Annotated in this window: 20 protein-coding genes; 9 read left to right on the top strand and 11 right to left on the bottom strand. The window is 71.4% G+C overall.

Features of this window, described 5'->3' with window-relative positions; genetic code table 11:
- Positions 1-14: 14 nt before the first annotated feature.
- From ACWCSU_RS36450 to ACWCSU_RS36440, 3 genes are all read right to left on the bottom strand, one after another.
- Complete coding sequence (locus ACWCSU_RS36450) at positions 15-698, bottom strand: response regulator transcription factor (protein WP_357706976.1); 684 nt, start codon at positions 696-698, stop codon at positions 15-17.
- Positions 695-1,870, bottom strand: a complete 1,176-nt coding sequence (locus ACWCSU_RS36445; RefSeq protein ID WP_449941252.1) for a sensor histidine kinase — start codon at positions 1,868-1,870, stop codon at positions 695-697. Before ACWCSU_RS36445 ends, ACWCSU_RS36450 begins: the two co-directional genes overlap by 4 nt.
- A gap of 72 nt (positions 1,871-1,942) precedes the next feature.
- Positions 1,943-2,803 (bottom strand): RecB family exonuclease, encoded by an 861-nt coding sequence (locus ACWCSU_RS36440; RefSeq protein ID WP_357706972.1) that lies wholly within the window; start codon positions 2,801-2,803, stop codon positions 1,943-1,945.
- A 116-nt stretch (positions 2,804-2,919) separates the two neighbouring features.
- Between ACWCSU_RS36440 and ACWCSU_RS36435 the strand changes: the two genes are divergently transcribed.
- Positions 2,920-4,056: a site-2 protease family protein gene (locus ACWCSU_RS36435; RefSeq protein WP_357706970.1), complete on the top strand. Its 1,137-nt coding sequence runs from the start codon at positions 2,920-2,922 to the stop codon at positions 4,054-4,056.
- Between the two features lie 317 nt (positions 4,057-4,373).
- Positions 4,374-5,900, top strand: a complete 1,527-nt coding sequence (locus ACWCSU_RS36430; RefSeq protein WP_449941247.1) for an FHA domain-containing protein — start codon at positions 4,374-4,376, stop codon at positions 5,898-5,900.
- Positions 5,901-6,134: 234 nt separating this feature from the next.
- Here the strand turns inward: ACWCSU_RS36430 and ACWCSU_RS36425 are convergent, their stop codons facing one another.
- Positions 6,135-6,632 (bottom strand): hypothetical protein, encoded by a 498-nt coding sequence (locus tag ACWCSU_RS36425; RefSeq protein WP_397044269.1) that lies wholly within the window; start codon positions 6,630-6,632, stop codon positions 6,135-6,137.
- Between the two features lie 161 nt (positions 6,633-6,793).
- On the bottom strand, positions 6,794-7,885 hold the full coding sequence (locus ACWCSU_RS36420) for a GNAT family N-acetyltransferase (protein WP_449941242.1): 1,092 nt from the start codon (positions 7,883-7,885) through the stop codon (positions 6,794-6,796).
- 55 nt (positions 7,886-7,940) lie between these two features.
- Here ACWCSU_RS36420 and ACWCSU_RS36415 point away from each other — a divergent pair, with 55 nt between their 5' ends.
- The 6 genes from ACWCSU_RS36415 (at position 7,941) to dop (ending at position 17,033) form a co-directional block, all read left to right on the top strand.
- The gene (locus ACWCSU_RS36415; RefSeq protein WP_357706966.1) at positions 7,941-8,792 is read left to right on the top strand and encodes a tRNA (adenine-N1)-methyltransferase; all 852 of its coding nucleotides are present in this window, start codon (positions 7,941-7,943) and stop codon (positions 8,790-8,792) included.
- Positions 8,793-8,996: 204 nt separating this feature from the next.
- Positions 8,997-10,760, top strand: a complete 1,764-nt coding sequence (gene arc, locus ACWCSU_RS36410) for a proteasome ATPase (protein ID WP_357706964.1) — start codon at positions 8,997-8,999, stop codon at positions 10,758-10,760.
- Positions 10,761-10,952: 192 nt separating this feature from the next.
- Positions 10,953-13,211 (top strand): carbamoyltransferase HypF, encoded by a 2,259-nt coding sequence (hypF, locus tag ACWCSU_RS36405; protein WP_449941237.1) that lies wholly within the window; start codon positions 10,953-10,955, stop codon positions 13,209-13,211.
- A 52-nt stretch (positions 13,212-13,263) separates the two neighbouring features.
- Positions 13,264-14,283 (top strand): pyridoxal-phosphate dependent enzyme, encoded by a 1,020-nt coding sequence (locus tag ACWCSU_RS36400; RefSeq protein WP_449941234.1) that lies wholly within the window; start codon positions 13,264-13,266, stop codon positions 14,281-14,283.
- Between the two features lie 66 nt (positions 14,284-14,349).
- Positions 14,350-15,429 (top strand): acyltransferase family protein, encoded by a 1,080-nt coding sequence (locus tag ACWCSU_RS36395; protein WP_357706959.1) that lies wholly within the window; start codon positions 14,350-14,352, stop codon positions 15,427-15,429.
- Positions 15,430-15,515: 86 nt separating this feature from the next.
- Positions 15,516-17,033, top strand: coding sequence for a depupylase/deamidase Dop (gene dop, locus ACWCSU_RS36390; protein WP_357706958.1), 1,518 nt, complete (start codon positions 15,516-15,518; stop codon positions 17,031-17,033).
- 25 nt (positions 17,034-17,058) lie between these two features.
- On the opposite strand, the gene ACWCSU_RS36385 is transcribed toward dop, so the two are convergent.
- Positions 17,059-17,463, bottom strand: coding sequence for a hypothetical protein (locus ACWCSU_RS36385; RefSeq protein WP_357706957.1), 405 nt, complete (start codon positions 17,461-17,463; stop codon positions 17,059-17,061).
- A 149-nt stretch (positions 17,464-17,612) separates the two neighbouring features.
- Here ACWCSU_RS36385 and ACWCSU_RS36380 point away from each other — a divergent pair, with 149 nt between their 5' ends.
- On the top strand, positions 17,613-17,822 hold the full coding sequence (locus ACWCSU_RS36380) for a ubiquitin-like protein Pup (RefSeq protein WP_132622197.1): 210 nt from the start codon (positions 17,613-17,615) through the stop codon (positions 17,820-17,822).
- Between the two features lie 70 nt (positions 17,823-17,892).
- On the opposite strand, the gene ACWCSU_RS36375 is transcribed toward ACWCSU_RS36380, so the two are convergent.
- The 5 genes from ACWCSU_RS36375 to ACWCSU_RS36355 are packed head-to-tail and all read right to left on the bottom strand — an operon-like array spanning position 17,893 to position 23,076.
- Positions 17,893-18,930 carry a DNA polymerase IV gene (locus ACWCSU_RS36375; RefSeq protein WP_397044278.1) on the bottom strand — a complete coding sequence of 346 codons (1,038 nt, stop codon included), beginning with the start codon at positions 18,928-18,930 and terminating at the stop codon, positions 17,893-17,895.
- Positions 18,931-18,952: 22 nt separating this feature from the next.
- Entirely contained in the window at positions 18,953-19,999 is a 1,047-nt protein-coding gene (locus ACWCSU_RS36370; RefSeq protein ID WP_449941228.1) for an ABC transporter ATP-binding protein, read from the bottom strand.
- The gene (locus ACWCSU_RS36365) at positions 19,996-20,814 is read right to left on the bottom strand and encodes a carbohydrate ABC transporter permease (RefSeq protein WP_357706953.1); all 819 of its coding nucleotides are present in this window, start codon (positions 20,812-20,814) and stop codon (positions 19,996-19,998) included. The genes ACWCSU_RS36370 and ACWCSU_RS36365 overlap by 4 nt, the downstream gene beginning before the upstream one ends.
- The gene (locus tag ACWCSU_RS36360; RefSeq protein ID WP_364095628.1) at positions 20,811-21,737 is read right to left on the bottom strand and encodes a carbohydrate ABC transporter permease; all 927 of its coding nucleotides are present in this window, start codon (positions 21,735-21,737) and stop codon (positions 20,811-20,813) included. Before ACWCSU_RS36360 ends, ACWCSU_RS36365 begins: the two co-directional genes overlap by 4 nt.
- Entirely contained in the window at positions 21,712-23,076 is a 1,365-nt protein-coding gene (locus ACWCSU_RS36355) for an extracellular solute-binding protein (RefSeq protein ID WP_357706951.1), read from the bottom strand. The genes ACWCSU_RS36360 and ACWCSU_RS36355 overlap by 26 nt, the downstream gene beginning before the upstream one ends.
- Between the last annotated feature and the right edge of the window lie 126 nt (positions 23,077-23,202).

The following is a 23,202-nucleotide window of genomic DNA, read 5'->3' as shown; positions in this document are numbered from 1 at the left end:
CGGGGGCGGCGGCCTCAGGACAGCGCGCCGGGCGTGATCAGCCCGGTCTCGTACGCCAGGACCACGGCCTGCACCCGGTCGCGCAGCCCCAGCTTGGTCAGCACGTTGCCCACGTGCGTCTTGACCGTCGTCTCGCTCACCACGAGCTTGGCCGCGATCTCCGCGTTGGACATGCCCTTGGCGATCAGCCGCAGCACCTCCAGCTCCCGCTCGGTCAGCCGGTCGAGCCGGGCGGGCGTGGCCTGCTCGTAGGCCGAGGGCAGCCGCCTGGAGAACCGGTCGAGCAGCCGCCTGGTCACGCTCGGCGCCACGATCGCGTCGCCGGCCGCCACCACCCGGATCGCCTGCACCAGCTCGTCGGGCGGCACGTCCTTCAGCAGGAACCCCGACGCCCCCGATCGCAGCGCCTCCACGATGTACTCGTCGAGGTCGAACGTGGTCAGCACCAGCACCTTCGGCACGTGCGCCGTCGGCGCGGCTTCCCGCACGATCCTGCGGGTCGCCTCGATGCCGTCGACGCCCGGCATGCGGATGTCCATGAGCACCACGTCGGGCAGCAGCGCCCTGGTCTGCTCCATCGCGGCCTTGCCGTCGCCGGCCTGGCCGACCACGGTGATGTCGGACTCGGCCTCCAAGATCAGCCGGAATCCCGTGCGCAGCAGCGGCTGGTCGTCCACCAGCAGCACTCTGATCGTCATTGGCCGTCCTTCAACGGGAAGCTCGCCCGCACCTCGAAACCGCCCCCCGGTCGCGGACCGATGTTCAGAATTCCACCATAGAGTGCGACCCGCTCGCGAATGCCGACCAGTCCGTGGCCCGGCCGGTCGGTCGCCGGCGCGGTGCCCTTGCCGTCGTCCTCGACGCGTACGTCCAGGCCGGTGGGGGCGTGGCGGACGGTGACCACCGCCTCGGCCCCGGCCCCCGCGTGCCGCAGGCTGTTCGTCAGCCCCTCCTGGACCAGCCGGTAGGCGGCCAGGTCGACCCCGGCGGGCAGCGGCCGCGGCTCGCCCTCCACGCGCAGCAGCGTGGGCAGCCCCGCCTCGCGCATCTGCTCCACCAGCCCGGGCAGGTCGCCCACGCCCGGCTGCGGCCCCAGCTCGGCCCGCGCGTCGGTACGCAGCACGCCCACGATGTTGCGCATCTCCGTCATCGCCAGCCGCCCGGTGTTCTCGATCGCCGACAGCGCTTCCCGCGCCAGGTCGGGATCGGCGGAAAGCACCCGCCGCGCCGCGGCCGCCTGCACCGTCATCACGCTCACGTGGTGGGCCACCACGTCGTGCAGCTCGCGGGCGATGCGCGAACGCTCCTCGGCCCGCGCGGCCCGCGTGTCGGCCGCGTGGGCCCGCTCCAGCCTGGACGCCCGGTCGCGCAGCTCCTCCAGGTACGCCCGCCGCAGCCGCAGGCTCCTGCCCGCCCCCCAGACCGCCAGCAGCACCACGATCGCCACCACGTGCTCACTCGGGCCCGGCAGCGTGACCGGCCCGGCCAGCGCCCCCACCGTGTACGTCAGCAGCGAGACCAGCAGACCGCCCAGCGCCACCGCCAGCCCCCGGTTGGAGGCCACCGAGTACAGCAGCACCAGCCCCGACACCCCCGACGCGCCGGCGCCGTAACCCAGGGAGGTCAGCAGCGTCTCGGGCACCAGGCCCGCGCACAGCGCCGCCAGCGGCCAGCGCCTGCGCACCGCGATCGGCGCGGCGGCCAGCACCAGCAGCGCCGCCCCGAGCCCGTCGGGCGCGCGCATGCCCTCGGGCGCCAGCTCCGGCGGCTGCAGGCGCTCGGGCCCGTAGAGGAGGAAGAGCGTCACCGAGGCCGCGGCCACCACCACGGCCAGGGCCGTGTCGTGGAACAGGGGTCGGTCGATCCGCACCGCTTCACTGTAGGCCCAGGTGAGAGCCTGGAACTCCTCCCTCGGGAGGATAAGGGGCGGCCTGTCGGAGGGCTACAGCTCGTCGGTGGCCGCGCGCCGGTTGCTGCGCACGGTGTCGCCGGGCTGACGGTCGGGCACCGGCGGAGGGGTGCCGCCGAACTCGGGGCACAGCGCCTGATGGTCGCACCAGTCGCACAACTTGCTGCGGCGCGCCCGCCACTCGCCGGTCTCCAGCGCCCGCTCGATCGCCGTCCACAGCGCCATGACCTTGCGCTCGGTGGCCAGCAGGTCGGCCTCGTCGGGGGCGTAGCGCAGCACCTCGCCGCGCCCGCCCAGGTAGACCAGCTGCAGCAGCCGGGGCACCTCCCCGCGCAGCCGCCACAGCACCAGCGCGTAGAACTTCATCTGGAACAGCGCCTTGGCCTCGAAGTCGGGGCCGGGCGCGCTGCCCGTCTTGTAGTCGACCACCCGGACCTCGCCGGTGGGCGCCACGTCGAGCCGGTCGACGTAGCCCCGCAGCATCAGGCCGCCCTCCAGCACCGCCTGCACGTAGAGCTCGCGCTCGGCCGGCTCCAGCCGGGTCGGGTCCTCCAGGGTGAAGTAGCGCTCCAGCATCGCCCGCGCCTGCGCCAGCCACTCGGCCTGCTCGGCGTCGTCGGCGAACATGCGCGCATATTGCTCGTCGTCCTCCAGCAGCCGCTGCCACTGCGGCTCCAGCAGCTCCAGCGCCGCCTGCACCGAGCGGCGCGGCGCCGGCAGGTCGTAGAGCCGCTCCAGCACGGCGTGCACCACGGTGCCGCGCACGGCCGCGGGGGAGGGTTTCTCGGGCAGCTGGTCGATGACCCGGAACCGGTAGAGCAGGGGACAGGTCATGAAATCGCCTGCCCGGGACGGGGAGAGAGCTCCGATGATCACCGGTTCGGTCAACGTCATGCACCGCACTCTAGGTCAAGAGCCCGACAGAATAACCCTCGCCGGGACGAGGAACACGTGATCGGGCGCGTAGCATCGAGGCAGCAACAGCACGTAATGGACGTACGAGGAGTGCGGTGAGCGAGCAGAGCCCGCGTCAGGAGTTCCCCGGCCTTCGGATGGGGCGTCCCTTCGGCATCCCGGTGTACGTCTCCTGGACGTGGTTCATCGTCGCCGGCTTCATCACCGTCATGTTCGGCCCCCGCATGCGCGACATGCTGCCCGAGCTGGACAGCACCGTCGCCTACGCGGTGGCCTTCGTCTTCGCCGTGCTGCTCTACGTCTCGGTGCTGCTGCACGAGCTGGCCCACAGCGTGCTGGCCAAGATGTTCGGCCTGCCGGTGCGCCGGATCACCCTCTACTTCCTCGGCGGCGTGTCCGAGATCGAGAAGGAGCCGCCCACGCCGGGCAAGGAGTTCCTGGTCGCCGCCGCCGGGCCTGGGCTGTCGCTGGGCCTGGCGGGCCTGGGCCTGCTCGCCGACACCTACCTGATCAACGACGGCGGCATCGCCGAGGTGCTCATCTGGCAGCTGTGGGTGGCCAACCTCATCGTCGGCGTGTTCAACCTGCTGCCCGGCCTGCCCCTCGACGGCGGCCGCATGCTGCGCGCGGGCGTCTGGAAGCTGACGAAGAACCCCGGCTCCGGCACGGTCGTGGCCGCCTGGGGCGGGCGCGTGCTGGCCGTGCTCCTGGTCGTCCTGCCGTTCGCGACGTCGATGACGAGCGGGCAGGGGTTCGACCCGGTCGAGCTGCTGTGGCCGGTGGTGCTGGCCTCCTTCATCTGGATGGGCGCCACCCAGTCGCTGCGCGTGGCCCGCATCCGCGCCCGCATCCCGCAGGTCAACGCGCGGGCGCTGGCCCGCAGGGCGATCCCGGTGGCGGGCGAGACGCCGCTGGCCGAGGCGCTGCGGCAGGCCACCGAGCAGCGCGCGGGCGCCCTGGTCGTGGTCGACCACGACGGACGGCCGGTCGCCATCGTCAACGAGGCGGCCGTCCAGGCCACCCCCGAGCACCGGCGGCCGTGGGTCGACGTGGCCTCGCTGGCCAAGGCGATCGAACCCACCATGGTGCTCGCCGCCGACCTGACCGGCGAACCGCTCATCGACGCCATGCGCTCGGCCCCCGCCGGCGAGTACCTGCTGGTGGAGCACGGTGGCGAGATCTACGGCGTGCTCGCCACCGCCGACGTCAACCGCGTCTTCACCGGGGTCTGACATGCCCCGCGTGTTTGCGGCTAAGGTCTTGTCCGGCCACTTCCCGTAGCCCGGCGATTTCGATGCCAGGACGGCAGGCCGATAGTCTTCTGTTTGGCCGAACTTGCACAGTTGACGGGTTGGTCGTGGTCCACCGGTTCACCGAATCGAGACGCCTGGGCCGCGACACGGGCACGTCGCCTGGGTATGCGTATGGCTGGTGGCCGGCACGGCAGTGCGGGTGCCGTAATATCGCCGGCTTCCGGGGAGGAGAGTTGAGTGACCGAGCGCAGCGAGGGCACCGATGAGCGCAGCACGGTCGTCATGAGGGAGGGCGCATGAGCGGCCAGGGCTTCGGAGTGGTGCGTCCCCTTCCCGGTGACGGGCTCGTCGCCTACGTCGGCGGGTTGTTGCTGGTGTGCGACGCGGGCGAGACGGCCGCCGACGGCCTGATCGAGGCGCTGCGCGACACCGCCGCCTCCGGCGGCGACGGCCGGGCGCTGGCCCGCCGCGCGGCGCAGGTGCTGGCCGCCAACATGGCGGGCGACCCGGTCACGTGCGCGGTCGCCGGTCCCGTCGGCGGCGGCGTGGCGGTGCTGGTCAGCGGCTCCGCGTCCGCCTCGGTCAGCACCTCGGGCGGCGAGACGCGCCTGGCCGGCAGCGACTCGCTGACCTGGGCCGACCGGCTGATCAGCGGCCCGGTCGAGCGCGTCGAGCTCACCCTGCCCGGCGCCGGCGCCGCGCATCCCGCGGTCGGCTTCGAGGGCGGCGTCGTCCACGGCGGCGGCCTGATCGGCGACCTCACCGACCAGCCGGTGCACGTACGTCCCCAGGCGCAGGCGCCCGACCGGTCCAGGCCGCTCACCAGCGAGCTGCCCAACACGGGCCTGCACATGGAGCCCGACCTGGCCCCGCCGGTCGAGCCGCCGGTCGAGCGACCGGTCGAGCGGCCTCCCTACCCGCTGGCCGACCAGCCGCCGCTCGTCCAGCAGGGCCCGCCCTCGGGCGCGCAGGCCGGCGTCCCGCACCCGGGCCCCTCGTCCGGCCCCCACTCCGGCCCTCCGTCGCTGGACCAGCCGCCGTTCGGGCACGACCAGCCGCCCTTCGGCCAGGAGCAGCCGCCGTTCGGCCACGAGCAGCCGCCCTACCTCCCGCCCCAGGACCAGCCTCCCTACCTGCCCCCGCAGGAGCAGTCCCACCCCGAGCCCCCGCAGCAGTTCCCCTCCTACGACGACCTGCCGCCGGCCGGCGGCGGCATGGCCGACCACCAGCAGCAGCACCTGGGCCCGCCCGACCACTTCGACCAGCCGGCCCCGCCCGTGCTGGGCCCGCCGGAGCACTTCGACCACCCGGGGCCGCCGCCGCAGGAGCAGCAGGGCGACCACGGCGACCGTCCGCTGGTCTACGGGGTCGACTGCAAGAACGACCACTTCAACGACCCCAGGGTGCCCTATTGCGCCGTCTGCGGCATCGCCCTGGTGCAGCGGACGCTGGTGCCGTACAAGGGGCCGCGGCCCTCGCTCGGGGTGCTCATCCTCGACGACGGCACGGCGCTGCCGCTGGAGAGCGACTACCTGCTGGGCCGTGATCCCGAGCGCGCGCCCGAGGTGGCGGGCGGCTCGGCCAGGCCGGCCAAGGTCACCAGCCCCGACGGCTCGGTCTCGCGCCGCCACCTGCGGGTGGCCCTCGACGGCTGGGACGTCAACCTGGTCGACCTGGGCTCGGTCAACGGCACCCAGATCCAGCCGCCCGGCGACCCCAACTTCTACGACATCCCGCCCAACGAGCCGGTCACCATCGCGCCCGGCACGACGGTCCGGGTGGGCGTCTCCCGCACCCTGCGTTTCGAGGCCCACCGGGGCTGACCGAGGGGCTGATCGAGGTCCCGTCCGCCCGCATTCCCTCGCCGGGAGTGCGGGCGTTCGTGTGCCGGGAAGCCGTTGCTGGAATTGCTTGGATAATGGCTGATATTTCCCGTCTGAATGCGAAATATCGGGACCGGAGAACGCATTTCCTGTGATCGCCGCGTGACGTTTCCGGAAAAGTCCGGACTTGATCGGCGGCCCTCTTGGAAAGCGGGATCCGGGCCGTCCAAAGGGTCAGCCGGGCCGGAAGGTCCGTACGCCGCGGAACAGCCGCACGGCCGTCTCCAGCCCGCGCGCGCCCTCCACCGCCCGCCCCGCCGCCGTCGCGAACCGGCCCAGCAGATGCTCGTCCCCCTCCTGGAACCCCCGTCCCGCCACCCACACGAACGTGTGGTCGCGCACCTGCGCCGGCACCGGGACGGCCAGGAACCCCGGCTCGCCCATCGTCTCGTCCCGGGCCAGCCGCAGGGCCTCCTCCACGACGGCCAGCTCCTTCAGCACCCCCGACTCCGTCAGCCACCGCCGCACCCGCAGCGGGTCACCCGGCGGCGCGTGGACGTGCACCGGACGGGCCTCCCGCCGCAGCACGTCCACGTGGACGAACCCCGCGTACGCGGTGCCCGCCACGACGGCCGCGGCGCGCGCGAGCCGATCGATCACGTCGGCGACCTCCAGGCAGGAGAACGCGGAGATGAGGTCACGCATGGCGATATCGACACGGTTGTTTGGCATCGCGGTGATTCCCTCGGGTAGAGGGGGAAGAGATCGCGCGGCCCGGTCACGCGAAACTCCGAACGGTGCCCCGGAGTATCACCCTCGACGCGGCTCTTGACTACCCCTCAACAGGAAATTGCGATTTTTCCGCATTTAGGAGGTCAGGCCGGCCGAGCCCTTCACGACGACCGCAGCCGCACCCACTCCACGTCGTCCGCCCGCGTGCCGTCCGGCTTCGGGAACAGCTCCCGGTGCAGGCTCTCCCTGCTGAAACCGGCGCGCTCCAGCACCGCGTGCGAGGCCGTGTTCACCACGTCGGTGCCCGCCACGATCCGGTGCAGGGACGTGCGCGCGAACGCCCAGTCGACCAGCAGCCGCACCGCGCGGGTCATGAACCCCCTGCCGCGGAAGCCCGGCACCAGCGAGTAGCCGATCATGGCCTGCCCGAGCACGGGGGCGACCTGCATGAGCTGGAGGTGCCCGGCGAAGGCGCCGGTGGCCGCGTCCCTGATCGCCAGCTCGATCCGCTGGCCGGTGGCCCACCAGTAGCCGGTGCAGCGGCAGCGCTGCTCGTCCTCCGCCAGGGAGGCCGGCGGGGTCAGGGAGTAGGCCGTCACGCTCGGGTCGCACATCATCCGGTGGTACTCGGCGGCGTCGTCCACCGAGAGCGGCACGAGCCGCACCACGCCGTCGTTCAGCTCGCCGCCGTCGAAGAAGGGCAGGTACGGCTCGTCGGCCGGCGCCGGCTCCCCGGCGATCCTGGCGAAGGACACCAGGTCGGCCCACCGCCCGTCGCGCAGCCGCCTGGCCCTGCGCCGCCGGCCCTCCTCGCGGAACCCGGCCCTGAGCGCCACCTTGAGGCTCGCCACGTTCTCCACCTCGGCCTGCAGCTCGACCCGGTGCACCCCCTGGTCGGCCAGCCAGTCGGCGACCGCCCTGGCGGCCCGGGCGGCCACGCCCCTACCGCGCGCCCAGGGCGCCACCACGTAGCCGATCTCGGCCGTGCCCCAGCGGTCGGGCGGGCGGACCCCGATCGCGCCGCAGTAGCGGCCGTCCTCGGTGACGGCCCACTCCGCGCCGCCCGACTCCCACTTGTCCTCGGCGTACTTCAGGTAGGCGAGGGCGTCCTCGGCCCGGTACGGCGAGGGCAGCAGCGGCAGATGTCGGGCGGTGACGGGATCGTCCATCGTGCGCGCGACGGCCTCGGCGTCGGGCTCGGCGGGCATTCGCAGGATCAGGGGGCCGGTGGAGATCACGTCGCGCGGGAGCATCCCCCATAGATACCGTGCGTCCGGACGCGGGAGAAACCCATATAACCTTGCCACCATGGGTTTCCGCAGGCATGGGCCGTTCCAGGCAGGGGATCAGGTGCAGCTCACCGACCCCAAGAACAAGCGCCACACGATCACGCTCAAGCAGGACGGCGTCTTCCACACGCACAAGGGCGCCATCCCGCACAGCGACCTGATCGGGCAGCCTGAAGGCTCCGTCGTGCGGTCCTCCGGCGGCACCGCCTACCTCGCCTTCCGCCACCTCCTGCAGGACTACACGCTCGCGATGCCGCGCGGCGCGGCCGTCATCTACCCCAAGGACGCCTCGATGATCGTCGGCATGGCCGACGTCTTCCCCGGCGCCCGGGTGATCGAGGCCGGCGTCGGCTCCGGCGCCCTGACCTGCTTCCTGCTGCGCGCCGTAGGCCCCGAGGGCCACGTGACCTCCTACGAGCGCCGCGAGGAGTTCGCCGAGGTGGCCCGCAAGAACGTGGAGAAGTTCTTCGGCGGCCCCATGGACGACAACTGGCGCCTGGCCCTCGGCGACCTGGTCTCCTCGATCGACGAGACCGACGTCGACCGCGTCATCCTCGACATGCTCGCCCCCTGGGAGTGCGTCGACGCCGCCGCCAAGGCCCTCACCCCCGGCGGGGTCATCTGCTGCTACGTCGCCACGACGACCCAGATGTCCAAGACCGTGGAGGCCATTCGCGATCACGGGTGTTTCACCGAGCCTCATGCGTGGGAGACCCTGGTTCGCGACTGGCATGTCGAAGGGCTCGCGGTTCGTCCCGATCATCGGATGATCGGCCACACCGGCTTCCTCGTCAGCGCCCGTCGCATGGCAGACGGAGTGACGCCGCCACCGCGACGCCGCCGACCGAAGGGAACCACCGAGGAACTATGACAATTTGGCCACGAGGGTGCGTTGGTGCGTGACACGGGAACAGATCGCCGTGTTCATATGCTGGGAGTATTAAACGCACCATTGGGGATTATTCACCGAATACTGCATGTCACTCGACGAACACTGCCCGGCCAGGTTACGGAGGGGCCCGAGATAGGTAAGGTCCTTAGTAGTCGCCCTCGACTGGGAAGGAGGTGACGGGGCGTGGCAGCTCGCGATGATGCTGAGGCTCGAGCCGCGCAGCGCGAACGGGAGGTCGCTGATCTTTCAACACAGGTCTCCTTCCTGCAGGAGGAGATCACCGCGCTGAGGCGGAAGCTGGCCGAGTCACCCCGTCAGGCCAGAGTCCTCGAAGAGCGTCTCCATGAGGCACAGGCGAATCTCGCGGCCGTGACCGGCCAGAACGAGCGCCTGGTGGCCACACTCAAGGAGGCCAGGGACCAGATCGTCGCTCTCAAGGAGGAGGTCGACCGGCTGGCGCAGCCGCCGTCCGGCTTCGGCACCTTCCTTGAAGCCCGAGAAGACGGCACGATCGAGGTGTTCACCGGAGGGCGCAAGCTCCGGGTGAACGTCAGCCCCGCCGTCGACGTCGACTCGCTGAGGCGTGGCCAGGAGGTCATGCTCAACGAAGCGCTCAACGTGGTCGAGGCACTCGGCTACGAAGAGGTCGGCGAGATCGTCATGCTCAAGGAACTGCTGGACGAGGGCAAGCGGGCCCTGGTCATCTCGCACGCCGACGAGGAGCGCGTCGTGCGACTGGCCGACTCGCTGGTCGGCCAGCCCATCAGGGCCGGTGACTCGCTCCTGCTCGAACCCCGCTCCGGCTACGTCTACGAGCGCATACCCAAGTCCGAAGTAGAAGAGCTCGTCCTCGAGGAGGTCCCCGACATCTCCTACGAGGAGATCGGCGGGCTCATGCGGCAGATCGAGCAGATCAGGGACGCCATCGAGCTGCCCTACCTGCACGCCGACCTGTTCCGCGAGCACAAGCTCCGTCCCCCGAAGGGCGTGCTGCTCTACGGCCCGCCCGGCTGCGGCAAGACGCTCATCGCCAAGGCGGTCGCCAACTCGCTGGCCAAGCAGGTCGCCGAGAAGACCGGCCAGTCGGGCAAGAGCTTCTTCCTCAACATCAAGGGCCCGGAGCTGCTCAACAAGTACGTCGGCGAGACCGAGCGGCACATCCGCCTGGTCTTCCAGCGGGCTCGTGAGAAGGCCTCCGAGGGCACCCCGGTGATCGTGTTCTTCGACGAGATGGACTCGATCTTCCGCACCCGAGGCTCCGGCGTCTCCTCCGACGTGGAGAACACCATCGTCCCTCAGCTGCTGTCGGAGATCGACGGCGTCGAGGGCCTGGAGAACGTCATCGTGATCGGCGCCTCCAACCGCGAGGACATGATCGACCCCGCGATCCTGCGGCCCGGCCGCCTGGACGTGAAGATCAAGATCGAGCGGCCCGACGCCGAGGCGGCCAAGGACATCTTCTCCAAGTACCTGCTGGCCGAGCTTCCCCTGCACCCCGACGATCTGTCCGAGCACGGCGACTCTCGCGAGGCGACCATCCACGGCATGATCCAGAGTGTGGTCGAGCGCATGTACACCGAGAGCGAGGAGAACCGCTTCCTCGAGGTGACCTATGCCAACGGTGACAAGGAAGTCCTCTACTTCAAGGACTTCAACTCGGGCGCGATGATCCAGAACATCGTCGACCGGGGCAAGAAGATGGCCATCAAGCAGTTCCTGGAGAGCGGCCAGAAGGGTCTGCGGGTGCAGCACCTGCTCACCGCCTGCGTCGACGAGTTCTCCGAGAACGAAGACCTGCCCAACACCACCAACCCCGACGACTGGGCCCGCATCTCCGGCAAGAAGGGCGAGCGGATCGTCTACATCCGCACGCTGGTCTCCGGCAAGCAGGGCACCGAGGCCGGCCGTTCGATCGACACGGTCGCCAACACCGGCCAGTACCTGTAGGGAAGCAGCTGGAAAGGGCCGCGCGGCCGACCGCGCGGCCCTTTCCATGTCCGCTGTGCGCCCACTGGGGGCTCGCCGGGCCCGACGTGGGGCGCTCGCCGGGAGAGCCGTGGGGCGCCTGCCGTCAGAAGGGGCGCGCGACACGCGTCATCCGCCGTACAAGCAGGCTCGATGAGGCGCACACTGGGGCCTGTGACAGTCCGCAAACGGGTGGACGTCCGCGTCGAAGGCGTCGTCCAGGGCGTGGGCTTCCGCCCCTTCGTGTATTCGCTGGCCAGCAGACTCGGCCTGGCCGGGCGCGTGCGCAACGACGTCGAGGGGGTGTTCATCGAGGTCGAGGGCGCCTTGGCGGGGGTCGAGGAGTTCCTGACCGCGCTGGAGCGCGACGCGCCGGCCCTGTCGGAGATCGAGAGCGTCACCGTCGTCAGCGGTGCGCCCGCGGGCCACCGGGGCTTCACCATCACCGCCGGCGACCCGGCCGGCCCGCGCCGCGCCCTCGTCCCGGCCGACCTGGCCACCTGCGACGACTGCCTGCGTGAGCTGGCCGACCCGGCCGGTCGCCGCCACCGCTACCCGTTCGTCGCCTGCGCCAACTGCGGGCCGCGCTTCACCGTCGTGCGCGGCGTGCCCTTCGACCGGCTGCTGACCACCATGGCCGGGTTCGCGATGTGCGCCGACTGCTCGGCCGAGTACCACGACCCCGGCGACCGCCACTTCCGCGCCGAGCCCACCTGCTGCCCGGCCTGCGGCCCGTCCCTGCGCCTGCTGGACGCGCGCGGCGCCGACCTGTGCGGCGACCCGATCGCCGCCTGCGCGAGCCTGCTGCGGGCCGGCCGCGTCGTCGCCGTCAAGGGCCTGGGCGGCTTCCACCTGGCCGTGCCCGCCGCCCACCAGGAGGCCGCCGCGGCCCTGCGGGCCCGCAAGCACCGCGCGGAGAAGCCGTTCGCCGTCATGGTCGCCGACCTCGACCAGGCCCGCCGCCTGTGCGCGGTCGACGGGCAGGCCGCCGAACTGCTCACCGGCCGCGCCCGTCCGGTCGTGCTGCTGCCCCGGCTGCCCGGCGCGCCGGTCGCCGACGCGGTCGCGCCCGGCAGGCGTGACCTCGGCCTGATGCTGCCCTACACGCCGCTGCACCACCTGCTGCTCCGGGAGCTGGCCGAGCCCATGGTGCTGACCGGCGGCAACGTCTGCGACGAGCCCATCGCCCACGAGGACGCCGACGCCGTCACCCGGCTCGGCGGCATCGCCGACGCCTTCCTCGTGCACGACCGGGCCATCCACGTGCGCGCCGACGACTCCGTGCTGCGCCCGTGGTCCGGCGGGCACACCGTGCTGCGCCGCGCCCGCGGCCACGCGCCCGAGCCGCTCACGCTGCGCCGTCCCGCGCCCCGCCCGGTGCTGGCCTGCGGCGCCGAGCTGGGCAGCACCTTCTGCCTGGTACGCGGCCGGCGCGCGTTCCTGTCCCAGCACCTCGGCGACCTGGACGACCAGGAGACCCTGCGCTCCTTCGTCGAGGGCATCGACCACTTCTGCGGCCTGTTCGACATCCGCCCCGAGGTCGTCGCCCACGACCTCGACCCCGGCTACCTGTCCACCAGGCACGCCCTGGAGCTGACCGGCGTCGAGCTCGTCGGCGTCCAGCACCACCACGCCCACATCGCCTCCTGCCTGGCCGACAACGGCGAGACGGGCCCGGTGATCGGGGTGGCGCTCGACGGGCCCGCCCACGGCCTCGACGGCACGCTGTGGGGCGGCGAGTTCCTGCGTGCCGACCTGGCCTCCTGCACCCGGCTCGGCCACCTGGCCCTGGTCCCGATGCCCGGCGGCGCGGCCGCGGTCCGCCAGCCGTGGCGCATGGCCGCCGCCTACCTGCGCGACGAGCACCCGGGCCTGGACGTCGTCCGCCGCAACGCCGCCCACTGGCCCGACGTGCTCGCCCGGACCCGTACCGGGGTGGGCGCGCCCATGACCTCCAGCGCCGGCCCGCTGTTCGACGCCGTCTCGGCGCTGCTCGGCATCCGCGACACCGTCACCTACGAGGGGCAGGCGGCCGCCGAGCTCGAACAGCGCGCCGACCCCGCCGAGACCGGCTCGTACGCGGCCACCATCACCGAGGGCGACCTGCTCGTCGTGCACGCCGCCGACCTCGTACGGGCCGCCGCCGCCGACGTCGCGGCCGGGATCGGCCCCGGCACTATCGCGGGCCGCTTCCACAACGGCGTGGCCGACGCCGTCGTACGCTGCTGCGTCATGCTGAGGGACGGCACCGGCCTGAACACCACGGCGTTGTCGGGCTCCGTCCTGCAGAACGCGCTGCTGCTCGAACGGACCGTCGAGCGCCTGCGCGCGGCCGGGTTCCGGGTGCTCACCCACACCCGGGTGCCGCCCGGCGACGGCGGGCTCAGCCTCGGCCAGGCCGCCGTGGCCGCCGCCCGCGACCGCTCCACGTGACACCCGCCCGGGTGCCGGGGAACGACGCCCGGCCCGTCCTAGCATGGCGATCATGCACTTCTTCAACCCCGGCCGCACGCCCTCCACCGAACGCGACCGCGAGCTGATCGGCGTCGGGCACGCCCGGCAGGCCCGCGCGCACTTCGCCCGGCACCCAGCCTACCGGCCCACGCCCGTGCACACCCTGACCGACCTGGCCGGGGCGGGCACCGTGCACGTCAAGGACGAGAGCGGCCGCATGGGCCTGGGCAGCTTCAAGGCGCTCGGCGGGGCCTACGCCGTGCACCGGCTGTCCGAACGCGACGGCGGCGGCACCACGTACGTCTGCGCCAGCGCCGGCAACCACGGCATCTCGGTCGCGGCCGGGGCCAGGGAGCTCGGCGCGCGCTGCGTCGTCTACCTCAGCCACCAGGTCCCCGAGCCGTTCGCGCACCGGCTGCGCGCCCTGGACGCCGAGGTCGTCCGCGAGGGCGACGACTACGACGCGAGCTTGGCCGCCGCCCTGCACGCCTCCCAGGAGCACGGCTGGCGCCTGGTCGCCGACACCTCCTGGGAGGGCTACCACGACATCCCGCTGGACGTCATGCGCGGCTACACCGTCCTGTTCGACGAGATCGAGATCCCGCCGACGCACGTGTTCGTGCAGGCCGGGGTCGGCGGGCTGGCCGCCGCCGCGGCCGGGTACACGCGCGACCGGTGGGGCGAGCTGCCCAGGATCGTCGTGGTCGAGCCCGACGGCGCGCCCTGCCTGCTGGAGAGCGCCCGCGCGGGCGAGCCGGTGCACTCGGCCGGCGCGCCGACCCGGCTGGGCAGGCTCGACTGCCTCGAACCGTCCCTGATCGCCTTCGACCTGCTGCGCCGTCAGGCCGACCTGTTCGTCACCGTGGCCGACGAGCAGGCCGCCGAGGCCGCCGCCCTGCTGGCCGGGCACGGGGTGGCGCTGTCGGAGTGCGGCGCGGCGGGGGCCGCCGGGCTGCTCGCCCTCGACCCGGGCACCCGCGAGGCGATCGCTCTGGGCCCCGCCTCACGCGTGTTGCTGGTGGGAACAGAGGGACCTGTGGAACCAAAGTGATCACAGGGTCGTCAAAAGGGCGTGCACCAACCTAACCGGCCAAAGCATGCTCGGGGAGACGGCCGGTTGGCCGAACTCGACCTCCTGCGCTTCATCGCCGCCCTGGCGGTCGTCGCCTTCCACTATCTGGTGGCCTTCGCCTCGGTCTGGGGGGCCAGGCCCGCCGCGCTGTTCCCCCCGCTCGCGCCCTTCGCCGGGCTGGGCATCCTGGGCGTGGAGCTGTTCTTCGTCATCAGCGGGTTCGTCATCCTCATGACGGTCTGGGGGCGGGGGCTCGGGGCGTTCGCCCGGTCGCGGCTGGTGCGCCTGTATCCGGCGTACTGGCTGAGCCTCGGCGCCGTGGCGGCCCTGTACGGGCTGACCGGCGCCACCGCGCTGGACCCAAAACTTTCACCAGGCCAGTACCTGGTGAACGCCACCATGTTCCAGCGGCTGTTCAAGGTGGCCGACGCCAGTGGCGTCTACTGGTCGCTGTGGGCCGAGCTGCGCTTCTACCTGCTGATCGCGATCCTGGTGATCGTGGGCGTCACGTACGGGCGGGTGCTGGTCTTCTCGGGCGTCTGGCTGGCCGCCGCGCTGGCCGCCAGGATGATCGAGAACGACCTGCTGAACGAGATCCTCATGCCCGACTACGCCCCTTATTTCGTCGCCGGCATGGCCCTGTATCTCATCCACCGCAACCGCAAGGCCCTGCTCCCGTGGCTGTACGTCGCCGCCGGGTACGCCATGGCCATCCCCGCCGCGCTGGGCCGCGTGCACCGCCGGATCGACGCCGCCGGGTTCAAGAACATGCCCGTCACCGACACCAGCGTGATCGTCACCATCACCCTGATCTTCATCGCCATGGCCCTGGTCGCCCTCGGCCTGATCCGGCTCAAACCCTCGAAGACGCTCACCGCGCTCGGCGCCACCACTTACCCGCTTTACCTCTTCCATGGGGTCACCGCGGCGGCGCTCATCCCGTTGCTCACCGGCGACCTGCCCCCCTGGACGGTGGCCCTGGTCACGACCGTGGCCGCCGTCGTGCTGTCGTATCTGATCTACTCCTTTGCCGAACGGCCGATCCAGCGACTACTCAAGCCCCGCAGATCCCCGCAAATCACAACAAGCTCCGCCGTACAGATTGAAAAGGCGTCGGTGCCATAACTCTGTGGCCTCGGGGCACTGTGAAGGGCATAGGCTCGGGCATATAAACGGCGGATAGGCAGATCCGGACGAACAGAGGGTGTTGCATGACGGTGCGTCGGGTGATGGGCATCGAGACCGAATACGGCATCTCCGTACCAGGTCAGCCAGGCGCCAACGCGATGGTGACCTCCTCCCAGGTCGTGAACGCCTACCTGGCCGCCTCGGCGGCCCGCGCGCGCAGAGCGCGCTGGGACTTCGAGGAGGAGAACCCGCTCCGCGACGCGCGCGGCTTCGACCTGGCCCGCGAGGTCGCCGATCCCAGCCAGCTCACCGACGAGGACCTCGGGCTGGCCAACGTCATCCTCACCAACGGGGCCAGGCTCTACGTCGACCACGCCCACCCGGAGTACTCCTCGCCGGAGTGCACCAACCCGCGGGCGGCGGTCATCTGGGACAAGGCCGGCGAGCGCGTCATGTACGACGCGGCCACCCGCGCCTCGGCGGTCCCGTCCAACGCGCCGATCCAGCTCTACAAGAACAACACCGACGCCAAGGGCGCCTCCTACGGCTGCCACGAGAACTACCTGATGCGGCGCGCCACGCCGTTCGCCGACATCGTCCGGCACCTGACGCCGTTCTTCGTCTCCCGGCAGGTCGTCACCGGCGCGGGCAAGGTCGGCATCGGCCAGGACTCCCGCGGCGAGGGCTTCCAGATCAGCCAGCGCGCCGACTTCTTCGAGGTCGAGGTCGGCCTGGAGACCACGCTCAAGCGGCCCATCATCAACACCCGCGACGAGCCGCACGCCGACCCCGAGAAGTACCGCCGGCTGCACGTGATCATCGGCGACGCCAACATGTCGGAGATCTCCACTTACCTCAAGCTGGGCTCCACCGCGCTCGTCCTGGCCATGATCGAGGAGGGCTTCCTCACCCGCGACCTGGCCGTGGAGAACCCGGTCCAGTCGCTGCGGGCGGTCAGCCACGACCCGAGCTGCCGCTACGAGATCCCGATGCGCGACGGCCGCAGGCTCACCGCCGTGCAGCTCCAGATGGAGTACCTGGAGCAGGCCCGCAAGTACGTCGAGGAACGCGGCACCGCCCAGGACGAGATGAACAAGGACGTCCTCGACCGCTGGGAGTCGGTGCTCACCCGCCTGGCCGAGGACCCGATGCAGCTCTCGCGCGAGCTGGACTGGGTCGCCAAGCTGGAGCTCCTGGAGGGCTACCGCACCCGCGACAGCCTGCCCTGGTCCCACCCGAGGCTGCAGCTCGTCGATCTCCAGTACTCCGACATCCGTCCCGACCGCGGCCTGTACAACCGGCTCGTGGCGCGCGGGCGCATGCAGCGCCTGATCAGCGAGGAAGAGGTCGAGCGCGCGATCGAGCTGCCGCCGACCGACACCCGCGCCTACTTCCGGGGGCGCTGCCTGAGCCAGTACAGCGAGTCGGTGGCCGCCGCCTCCTGGGACTCGGTGATCTTCGACATCCCGGGCCGGGAGTCGTTGCAGCGCGTGCCCACGCTCGAACCGCTGCGTGGCACCAAGGCCCACGTCGGCGAGCTCTTCGACCGCTGCCGCACCGCGGCCGACCTGGTCGCCGCGCTGACCGGCACCGGGGAGTAGAGCGGCCCCGGGCCGCCCCCGGGGCTCACAGCAGGCCGATCCCCAGCGTCAGCGTGCCCACGGCCAGCGACGCGCCGCCCACCGCGGTCAGCCAGATCAGCCGGTTGGGCTTGGTGTCGCGCGGCCGCACCACCGACAGGAAGAAGCCCAGCGGCATCAGGATGGGCGCGGCGACGATGAGCGTCCGCGTCAACGCCTTCACGCCGTCCGGAAGGCTCGCCTGGTCCACGTACAGCATCGCGACCAGGCTGAACAGCACCAGGACGCCGGCGTGCGCGTGCCCGGCCCGCCACAGCCCCCTGCGGACGGGGTTGTCCAGGTAGCCCGGTTCGTTGCGCATGAGGAAACGCAGCAGGGTCACGCCGCCGAACGCGACGCCCGGGACTGTGATGAGGAGCACACCTGCCGTGCTCAGCGAAGAAGGTGACATGTCGGGATCTCCTTGTGCATAGGTGCATCCATTATTGGATAGGAGTGCTATCCAGTCAAGCCGCCAAGATCGCAGGCTGTTCGACGCGAAATGTCGTCAGGTTCGGGGAAGATATGCCTTAGAGGCAGTCCCCCAAGCGGAGGTAGGACATGGCAACCAAGGACACCGGCGGGCAGAAGCAGACCGGCCGGCGTGAGGCCGAAGTTGAGGAGACCGAGGCCTCGGCGGCGCCGGACGTGCAGGAGCGACAGGAGAAGCTCACTGACGATGTCGACGCGATCCTGGACGAAATCGACGAAGTGCTCGAAGAGAACGCAGAGGAATTCGTGCGTTCCTATGTGCAAAAGGGTGGCGAGTAGGGCTGACGAAGCCTTGTCCTCACCGCTTTGACCATGGGGAAGGATGAGCCCCGGCCGTTCCGGCCGGGGCTCACTCCTCGGGGGCGGTGTACTCGACCGCCACGCCGAGCAGCCTGACCGGCCGGTCGAGGTCGAAGCGGCCCAGCACGGCGAGCGCCGCCCGGGTCAGCGTGCCGGGATCGGCCGTCGGCGCCGGGAGCGTGGACTGCCGGGTGCGCGTCAGGAACGGGGCGAAGCGCACCTTGACCGTCACCCGCGCGCAGAGACGCCCCTCCGCGGCCGCGTCGCGGGCGACCTGCCCGGCGAGATCGGCCACGTGGCCGGCGATGGCGTCGCGATCGGTGAGGTCACGGGGGAACGTGGTCTCGCGGCTGTGACCGCGGGCCACCCAGGGGGTGGTGACCACCTCGGCCTCGCCCCTGCCGAGAGCCAGGTAGTGGTACCAGGGGCCGTTGACCGGCCCGAAGACGCCGGCCAGCGCGGCCGGGTCGGCGGCGGCCAGGTCGGCGACCGTGCGCAGGCCGAGCCCGGCGAGCTTCTTCGCGGTCCGGGCGCCGATGCCCCACAGCGCGTCCGTCGGGCGGTCGTTCATCACCTCCGCCCAGTTCTCGCCGGTCAGGCGGTAGATCCCGGCGGGTTTGGCGAACGCCGAGGCGAGCTTGGCCTGGTGCTTGTTGTCGCCGATGCCGACCGAGCAGCTCAGCGTGGTGCGGTCGAGCACGACCCGCCGCAGGTCGGCCGCCAGCGCCTCGGGGTCGTCGGTCGTGGCTCCGACGAACGCCTCGTCCCAGCCCCAGACCTCCACGAGCACCGGCAGCTCGCGCAGGGCGGCCATGACCCGCTCGGAGGCGGCCTCGTAGGCGGGCGGGTCGCTGGGCAGGAAGACGGCCTCGGGGCAGCGCCGCAGCGCGGTGCGCAGCGGCATGCCGGAGTGCACGCCGTGCTCGCGGGCCTCGTAGGTGGCGGTCGCGGCGACCGTGCGGGGCTGGGTGGGGTCGCCGGAACCGCCCACCACGACGGGCCTGCCGCGCAGCTCGGGATGGCGCAGCAGCTCCACGGCGGCGATGAACTGGTCGAGGTCGACGTGCAGGATCCAGGACCTGGCCATGGGTCCAGTATGCGGGCCGGGCTCACAGCAGCCGGTCGTCGCGGTAGACCAGGGCGCGGCGCGGCACGGCCCAGCGCGAGGCGCCGAGCGGCGGCTCCTCGCCCTCGGGTACGACGGCCTGGATGAGCCCGCCCGGGGACTCCAGGGTGATGAGGGCGTGGGTGCCCATGTTCTCCAGGACGGAGACCACGCCGGGGAAGGCGTCGGGGCGCTCGGCGGGGGACAGGTCCATGTACTCCGGGCGTACGCCGTACGTCACCGGGACGTCGTCGTCCGGGGCCAGGCCCTCGGGCAGCGGGCGAAGGGCGCCGGCCACCTTGAGCCCGGAGTCGGTGACCTGGGCGGGCAGCAGGTTCATCGGGGTGGAGCCGATGAAGGAGGCCACGAACGTGGTGGCCGGCCGGTGGAAGATCTCCGACGGGGTGCCGACCTGGATCATCGAGCCCTTGGACATGACGGCGATGCGGTCGGCGAGCGCGAGCGCCTCGGCCTGGTCGTGGGTGACGAACACGGTGGTGACGGCCAGCTCCCGCTGCAGCCGCTTGAGGAAGGTGCGGGCCTCCAGGCGCAGCCGGGCGTCGAGGTTGGACAGCGGCTCGTCGAACAGGAACGCGGCCGGATGGCAGGCGATCGCGCGGGCCAGCGCCACCCGCTGCTGCTGTCCGCCCGACAGCTCGGCCGGACGCCGCAGCAGCAGCTCGGTGAGGCTGAGCCGGGCCGCGACCTCGGCCGCCTTCTCCACCCGCCGGGCGCGGGGCACCTTCTTGATGCGCAGCGGGTAGGCGATGTTGGCGGTGACGTCCATGTGGGGGAAGATCGCGTAGTCCTGGAAGACCATGGCGACGTCGCGCTCGCCCGGCGGCAGCGCGGTGACGTCCCGGTCGTTGATGGCGATGGTCCCGGAGGTGGGGGTCTCCAGGCCGGCGATGCTGCGCAGGAGGGTGGTCTTCCCGCAGCCGGAGGGGCCGAGCAGGGCGAAGAACTCGCCGTCGGCGACGGTGAGCGCGAGGTCGTCGAGCGCGCGCACGCCGCCGGGGAACACCTTGGTCAGGCCGTGCAGGGAGATCAACGCTTGATTCCTCCGTGGAAGCGGAAGCCGTACCGCTGGGAGACGAACAGGTACATCAGCACCACCGGCAGGGAGTACAGCAGGGAGAAGGCGGAGATGAGGTCGAGCCTGGGCGCGCCGCCCTCGGTGTAGAGCGTGTAGAGGATGATCGAGCCGGGCGCCTTGTCGGGGTCGCGCAGCAGGATGAACTGGAACAGGAACCCGCCCCACACGCTGGCCAGCGCCCACACGGCGATGGTGGCCAGGCCGGGCCGGACGAGCGGGACCACGATGTGCCGCAGGATCTGCAGCGAGGAGGCGCCGAAGACGCGGGCCGACTCCTCGTAGGAGGTGGGCGTCTCGTCCATGAAGTCCTTCAGGATGAAGATCGCGGCGGGCAGCAGCCCGGCCGAGACCACGAGGATGACGCCGAGATGGGTGTCGATGAGGCCGAGCCGGGTGGCCAGCTCGAAGATCGGCACCATCGCCGCCGTGCCGGTCACCACGGACGACAGCAGCAGGAGCAGGTAGAGCAGGACGTCGCGGCCGGGCAGCCGCACCCGCGACAGCGCGTACGCGGCCAGCGCCGACAGGACGACGACCAGCAGCGCGGCCCCGCCGCCCTGGATCAGGGAGTTGCGGATCGAGCCCAGCGCGTACGGGTTGTCCAGGACGGCGGCGAAGTTGCGCAACGTGAACTCGGGGATCGACGTGGTGATCGTGGGCGTGTCGTCGAAGGGCGCGCTGGCCAGCCAGAGCATGGGCAGCGCGAAGAAGGCCAGGACGACGGCGACGACGACGGTGGCGGCCAGCCGCCCGACGGTGTGACGGATCATGCGGGCGGTCCTCCGGCGGCGGCGGCCTCCGGCGTGCGGCGACGGCCGCGCAGCAGCCGCAGGTAGGCCAGGGCGAAGACGAGGTTGATCAGCAGGATGAGGAAGGAGATGGCGGCCCCGACGCCGAGCTGACCGTCCTGGAGGGCGACGCGGTAGACGTACACGGGCAGGATCTCCGAGCGGCCCTCGGGCCCGCCGCCGGTCAGCACGAACGGCGTGAAGTCGTTGAACGTCCACAGGCTGATCAGCAGCAGGTTCGTCAGGACGTGCCGCCTGATCGTGGGCAGCACCACGTCGCGCAGCTGCTGCGGCACGCTCGCGCCCGCCAGCCGGGCGGTCTCCAGGTGCGAGGGCGGTACGTTCTCCAGGGCGGCCGAGTAGAGCATCATCGAGAACGCGGTGCCGCGCCACACGTTGAAGACGATGATCGACAGCAGCGGGTAGTCCAGCAGCCAGGCGAACCCGGGCGTGTGCAGCAGGGCGTTGAGCGTGCCGTCGTCGCGGTCGAGCAGCGCGAACCACAACATGCCGACCACGGTGCTGGGCAGGATCCACGAGAGCAGCACCGCGCCCTCGACGATCCTGCGCAGCGGGCCGGTCCGGGAGCGCAGGATCCAGGCCAGGGCGAACCCCAGCCCGGCCTGCCCGACGACGGCCGAGCCGCCGACGTACAGCAGGGTGAGCCACAGGGAAGACAGGAAACGCGGGTCGGCCAGCGCGGTGGTGTAGTTGTCGAGCCCGACGACCTGGGGGTCGGCGGCGGCCAGGCCGGTCAGCCGGTAGTCGGTCAGGCCGAGGTAGACGGTCCACAGGGCGGGGAAGAGCAGGAAGACGCCGATCAGGACCAGGGCGGGCAGGACGAACGCGACCGCCCTGCCCCGGCCCAGCCCCGCGGCGTCAGCCGCCGACGTTGGCCGCGCCACCGACCAGTCCCTCCAGCCTGCCCTGGTACGCCGCGGCCGCCTCGTCCGCGCTCTTGCCGCCGACCACGGCCGCCGTGGCCTCCTGCAACGCGGTCGAGACCTGCGGGTAGACGGCCAGTCCCGGACGGTAGGCGGTGACCGGCAGCACCTCGTCGGCCACGTACTTGAGCATGGGGTCGGCGGTCAGCACCTCTTCGTTGACGTCGGTACGGGAGCTGATGCGGGCCTGCCCGGCCAGCTGCGACTTGGTCGCGGCCGCGGAGTGCATGAAGGCCAGCAGCTCCCAGGCCAGCTTGGGGTTCTTGGAGAAGGGGTTGAGCACGCGTACGGCCCCGCCCGACATGCTCACGAAGTCCTGGCCGCGGATTCCGCCGCCGGGCTGCCTGGCCGGGATCTTGGCGTAGCCGACGACCTGGTCGCGGTCGGGCATGGGGGCGACCCCGGCCTTGGGCTCGATGACCGAGCGCCAGAAGTAGTCGCTCTCGGCCAGGATGGCGATCTTCCCGGCGGCGAACTGGGCGAAGGACTTGTCGCGGCCCTTGGCCTCCTGCTGGAGCTTGGGGTCGCCGAGCCCGCTGCCGCCGTAGATCTGCTGGTAGAAGCCCAGGACGTCCTTGACGGCCTGGGAGGCGCCGGCCCACTTGCCCGAGGCGTAGATCTCCGAACCGGCGCCGGCCAGCAGGGGGAGCACGCCCTGCATGGTGGTGGCCTCGCCCATGGCGGTGCCGGCGTCGATCTGGACGGGCGTGGGCACCCCGGCGGCCTTGAGCTTGACGCCGGCGTCGATGATCTGCTGCCAGCTGGTCGGCTGCCAGGTCTCGGGCAGCCCGGCCTTCCTGAACAGCGCCTTGTTGTAGAACAGCACCCGGCCGTCGGTGCCCTGGGGCAGGCCGTACTTCTTGCCGTCGAAGATGCCGAGGCCCTGGACGGCCTGCGGGATCTGCGACCAGCCCTCCCACTGCTCGACGCCGGCGCCGCCGACCTCGGTGAGCGGCTTGATGTATCCGGCCTGGGCGAACTCGCCGACCCAGATGCCGTCCAGGTCGATGACGTCGGCCCCGGTCCTGGACTTGAGGTCGAGAGCGATCTTGGTCTTGTACTGCTCGTCGTCCACGCCGTTGCCCTGGAAGAGCACCTTGACGTTCTGATGGGTCTTCTCGAACTCGGGGATGACCCACTTCTTGATCCAGGCGGCGGACTCGGAGTTCTTGCCGCCCTCGATGGAGTTGGCGGTGATGGTGAGGGTGATGCTGCCCCCGGACTGGGTGCCGGAGCCGCAGGAGGTGAGGGCCAGGACGGCGGCTGCCGCGACGAGCGCGGGCCGGCTGGGGAGTCGCAAGTCGGCCTCCTGTTCAGGACGTGCAGACATACCGACAATTGCACGGGGTGTGGCGGGCGTAAAGAAACGATCTGATGAACGGTTCGCCGTGAGCTGATCGTGGGAAGTGCAGACAGCAACGCAACA

The organism is Nonomuraea sp. NPDC001699, assembly GCF_053596455.1.
This window is presented reverse-complemented; position numbering and strand designations above follow the sequence as displayed.

Excerpts from the sequence above, each read along its gene's own strand:
- ACWCSU_RS36450 (WP_357706976.1), bottom strand. The coding sequence starts at position 698 with ATGACGATCAGAGTGCTGCTGGTGGACGACCAGCCGCTGCTGCGCACG.
- ACWCSU_RS36440 (WP_357706972.1), bottom strand. The coding sequence starts at position 2,803 with ATGACGTTGACCGAACCGGTGATCATCGGAGCTCTCTCCCCGTCCCGG.
- ACWCSU_RS36430 (WP_449941247.1), top strand. The coding sequence starts at position 4,374 with ATGAGCGGCCAGGGCTTCGGAGTGGTGCGTCCCCTTCCCGGTGACGGG.
- ACWCSU_RS36425 (WP_397044269.1), bottom strand. The coding sequence starts at position 6,632 with ATGCCAAACAACCGTGTCGATATCGCCATGCGTGACCTCATCTCCGCG.
- ACWCSU_RS36420 (WP_449941242.1), bottom strand. The coding sequence starts at position 7,885 with ATGCTCCCGCGCGACGTGATCTCCACCGGCCCCCTGATCCTGCGAATG.
- ACWCSU_RS36415 (WP_357706966.1), top strand. The coding sequence starts at position 7,941 with ATGGGTTTCCGCAGGCATGGGCCGTTCCAGGCAGGGGATCAGGTGCAG.
- ACWCSU_RS36400 (WP_449941234.1), top strand. The coding sequence starts at position 13,264 with ATGCACTTCTTCAACCCCGGCCGCACGCCCTCCACCGAACGCGACCGC.
- dop (WP_357706958.1), top strand. The coding sequence starts at position 15,516 with ATGACGGTGCGTCGGGTGATGGGCATCGAGACCGAATACGGCATCTCC.
- ACWCSU_RS36385 (WP_357706957.1), bottom strand. The coding sequence starts at position 17,463 with ATGTCACCTTCTTCGCTGAGCACGGCAGGTGTGCTCCTCATCACAGTC.
- ACWCSU_RS36380 (WP_132622197.1), top strand. The coding sequence starts at position 17,613 with ATGGCAACCAAGGACACCGGCGGGCAGAAGCAGACCGGCCGGCGTGAG.
- ACWCSU_RS36375 (WP_397044278.1), bottom strand. The coding sequence starts at position 18,930 with ATGGCCAGGTCCTGGATCCTGCACGTCGACCTCGACCAGTTCATCGCC.
- ACWCSU_RS36365 (WP_357706953.1), bottom strand. The coding sequence starts at position 20,814 with ATGATCCGTCACACCGTCGGGCGGCTGGCCGCCACCGTCGTCGTCGCC.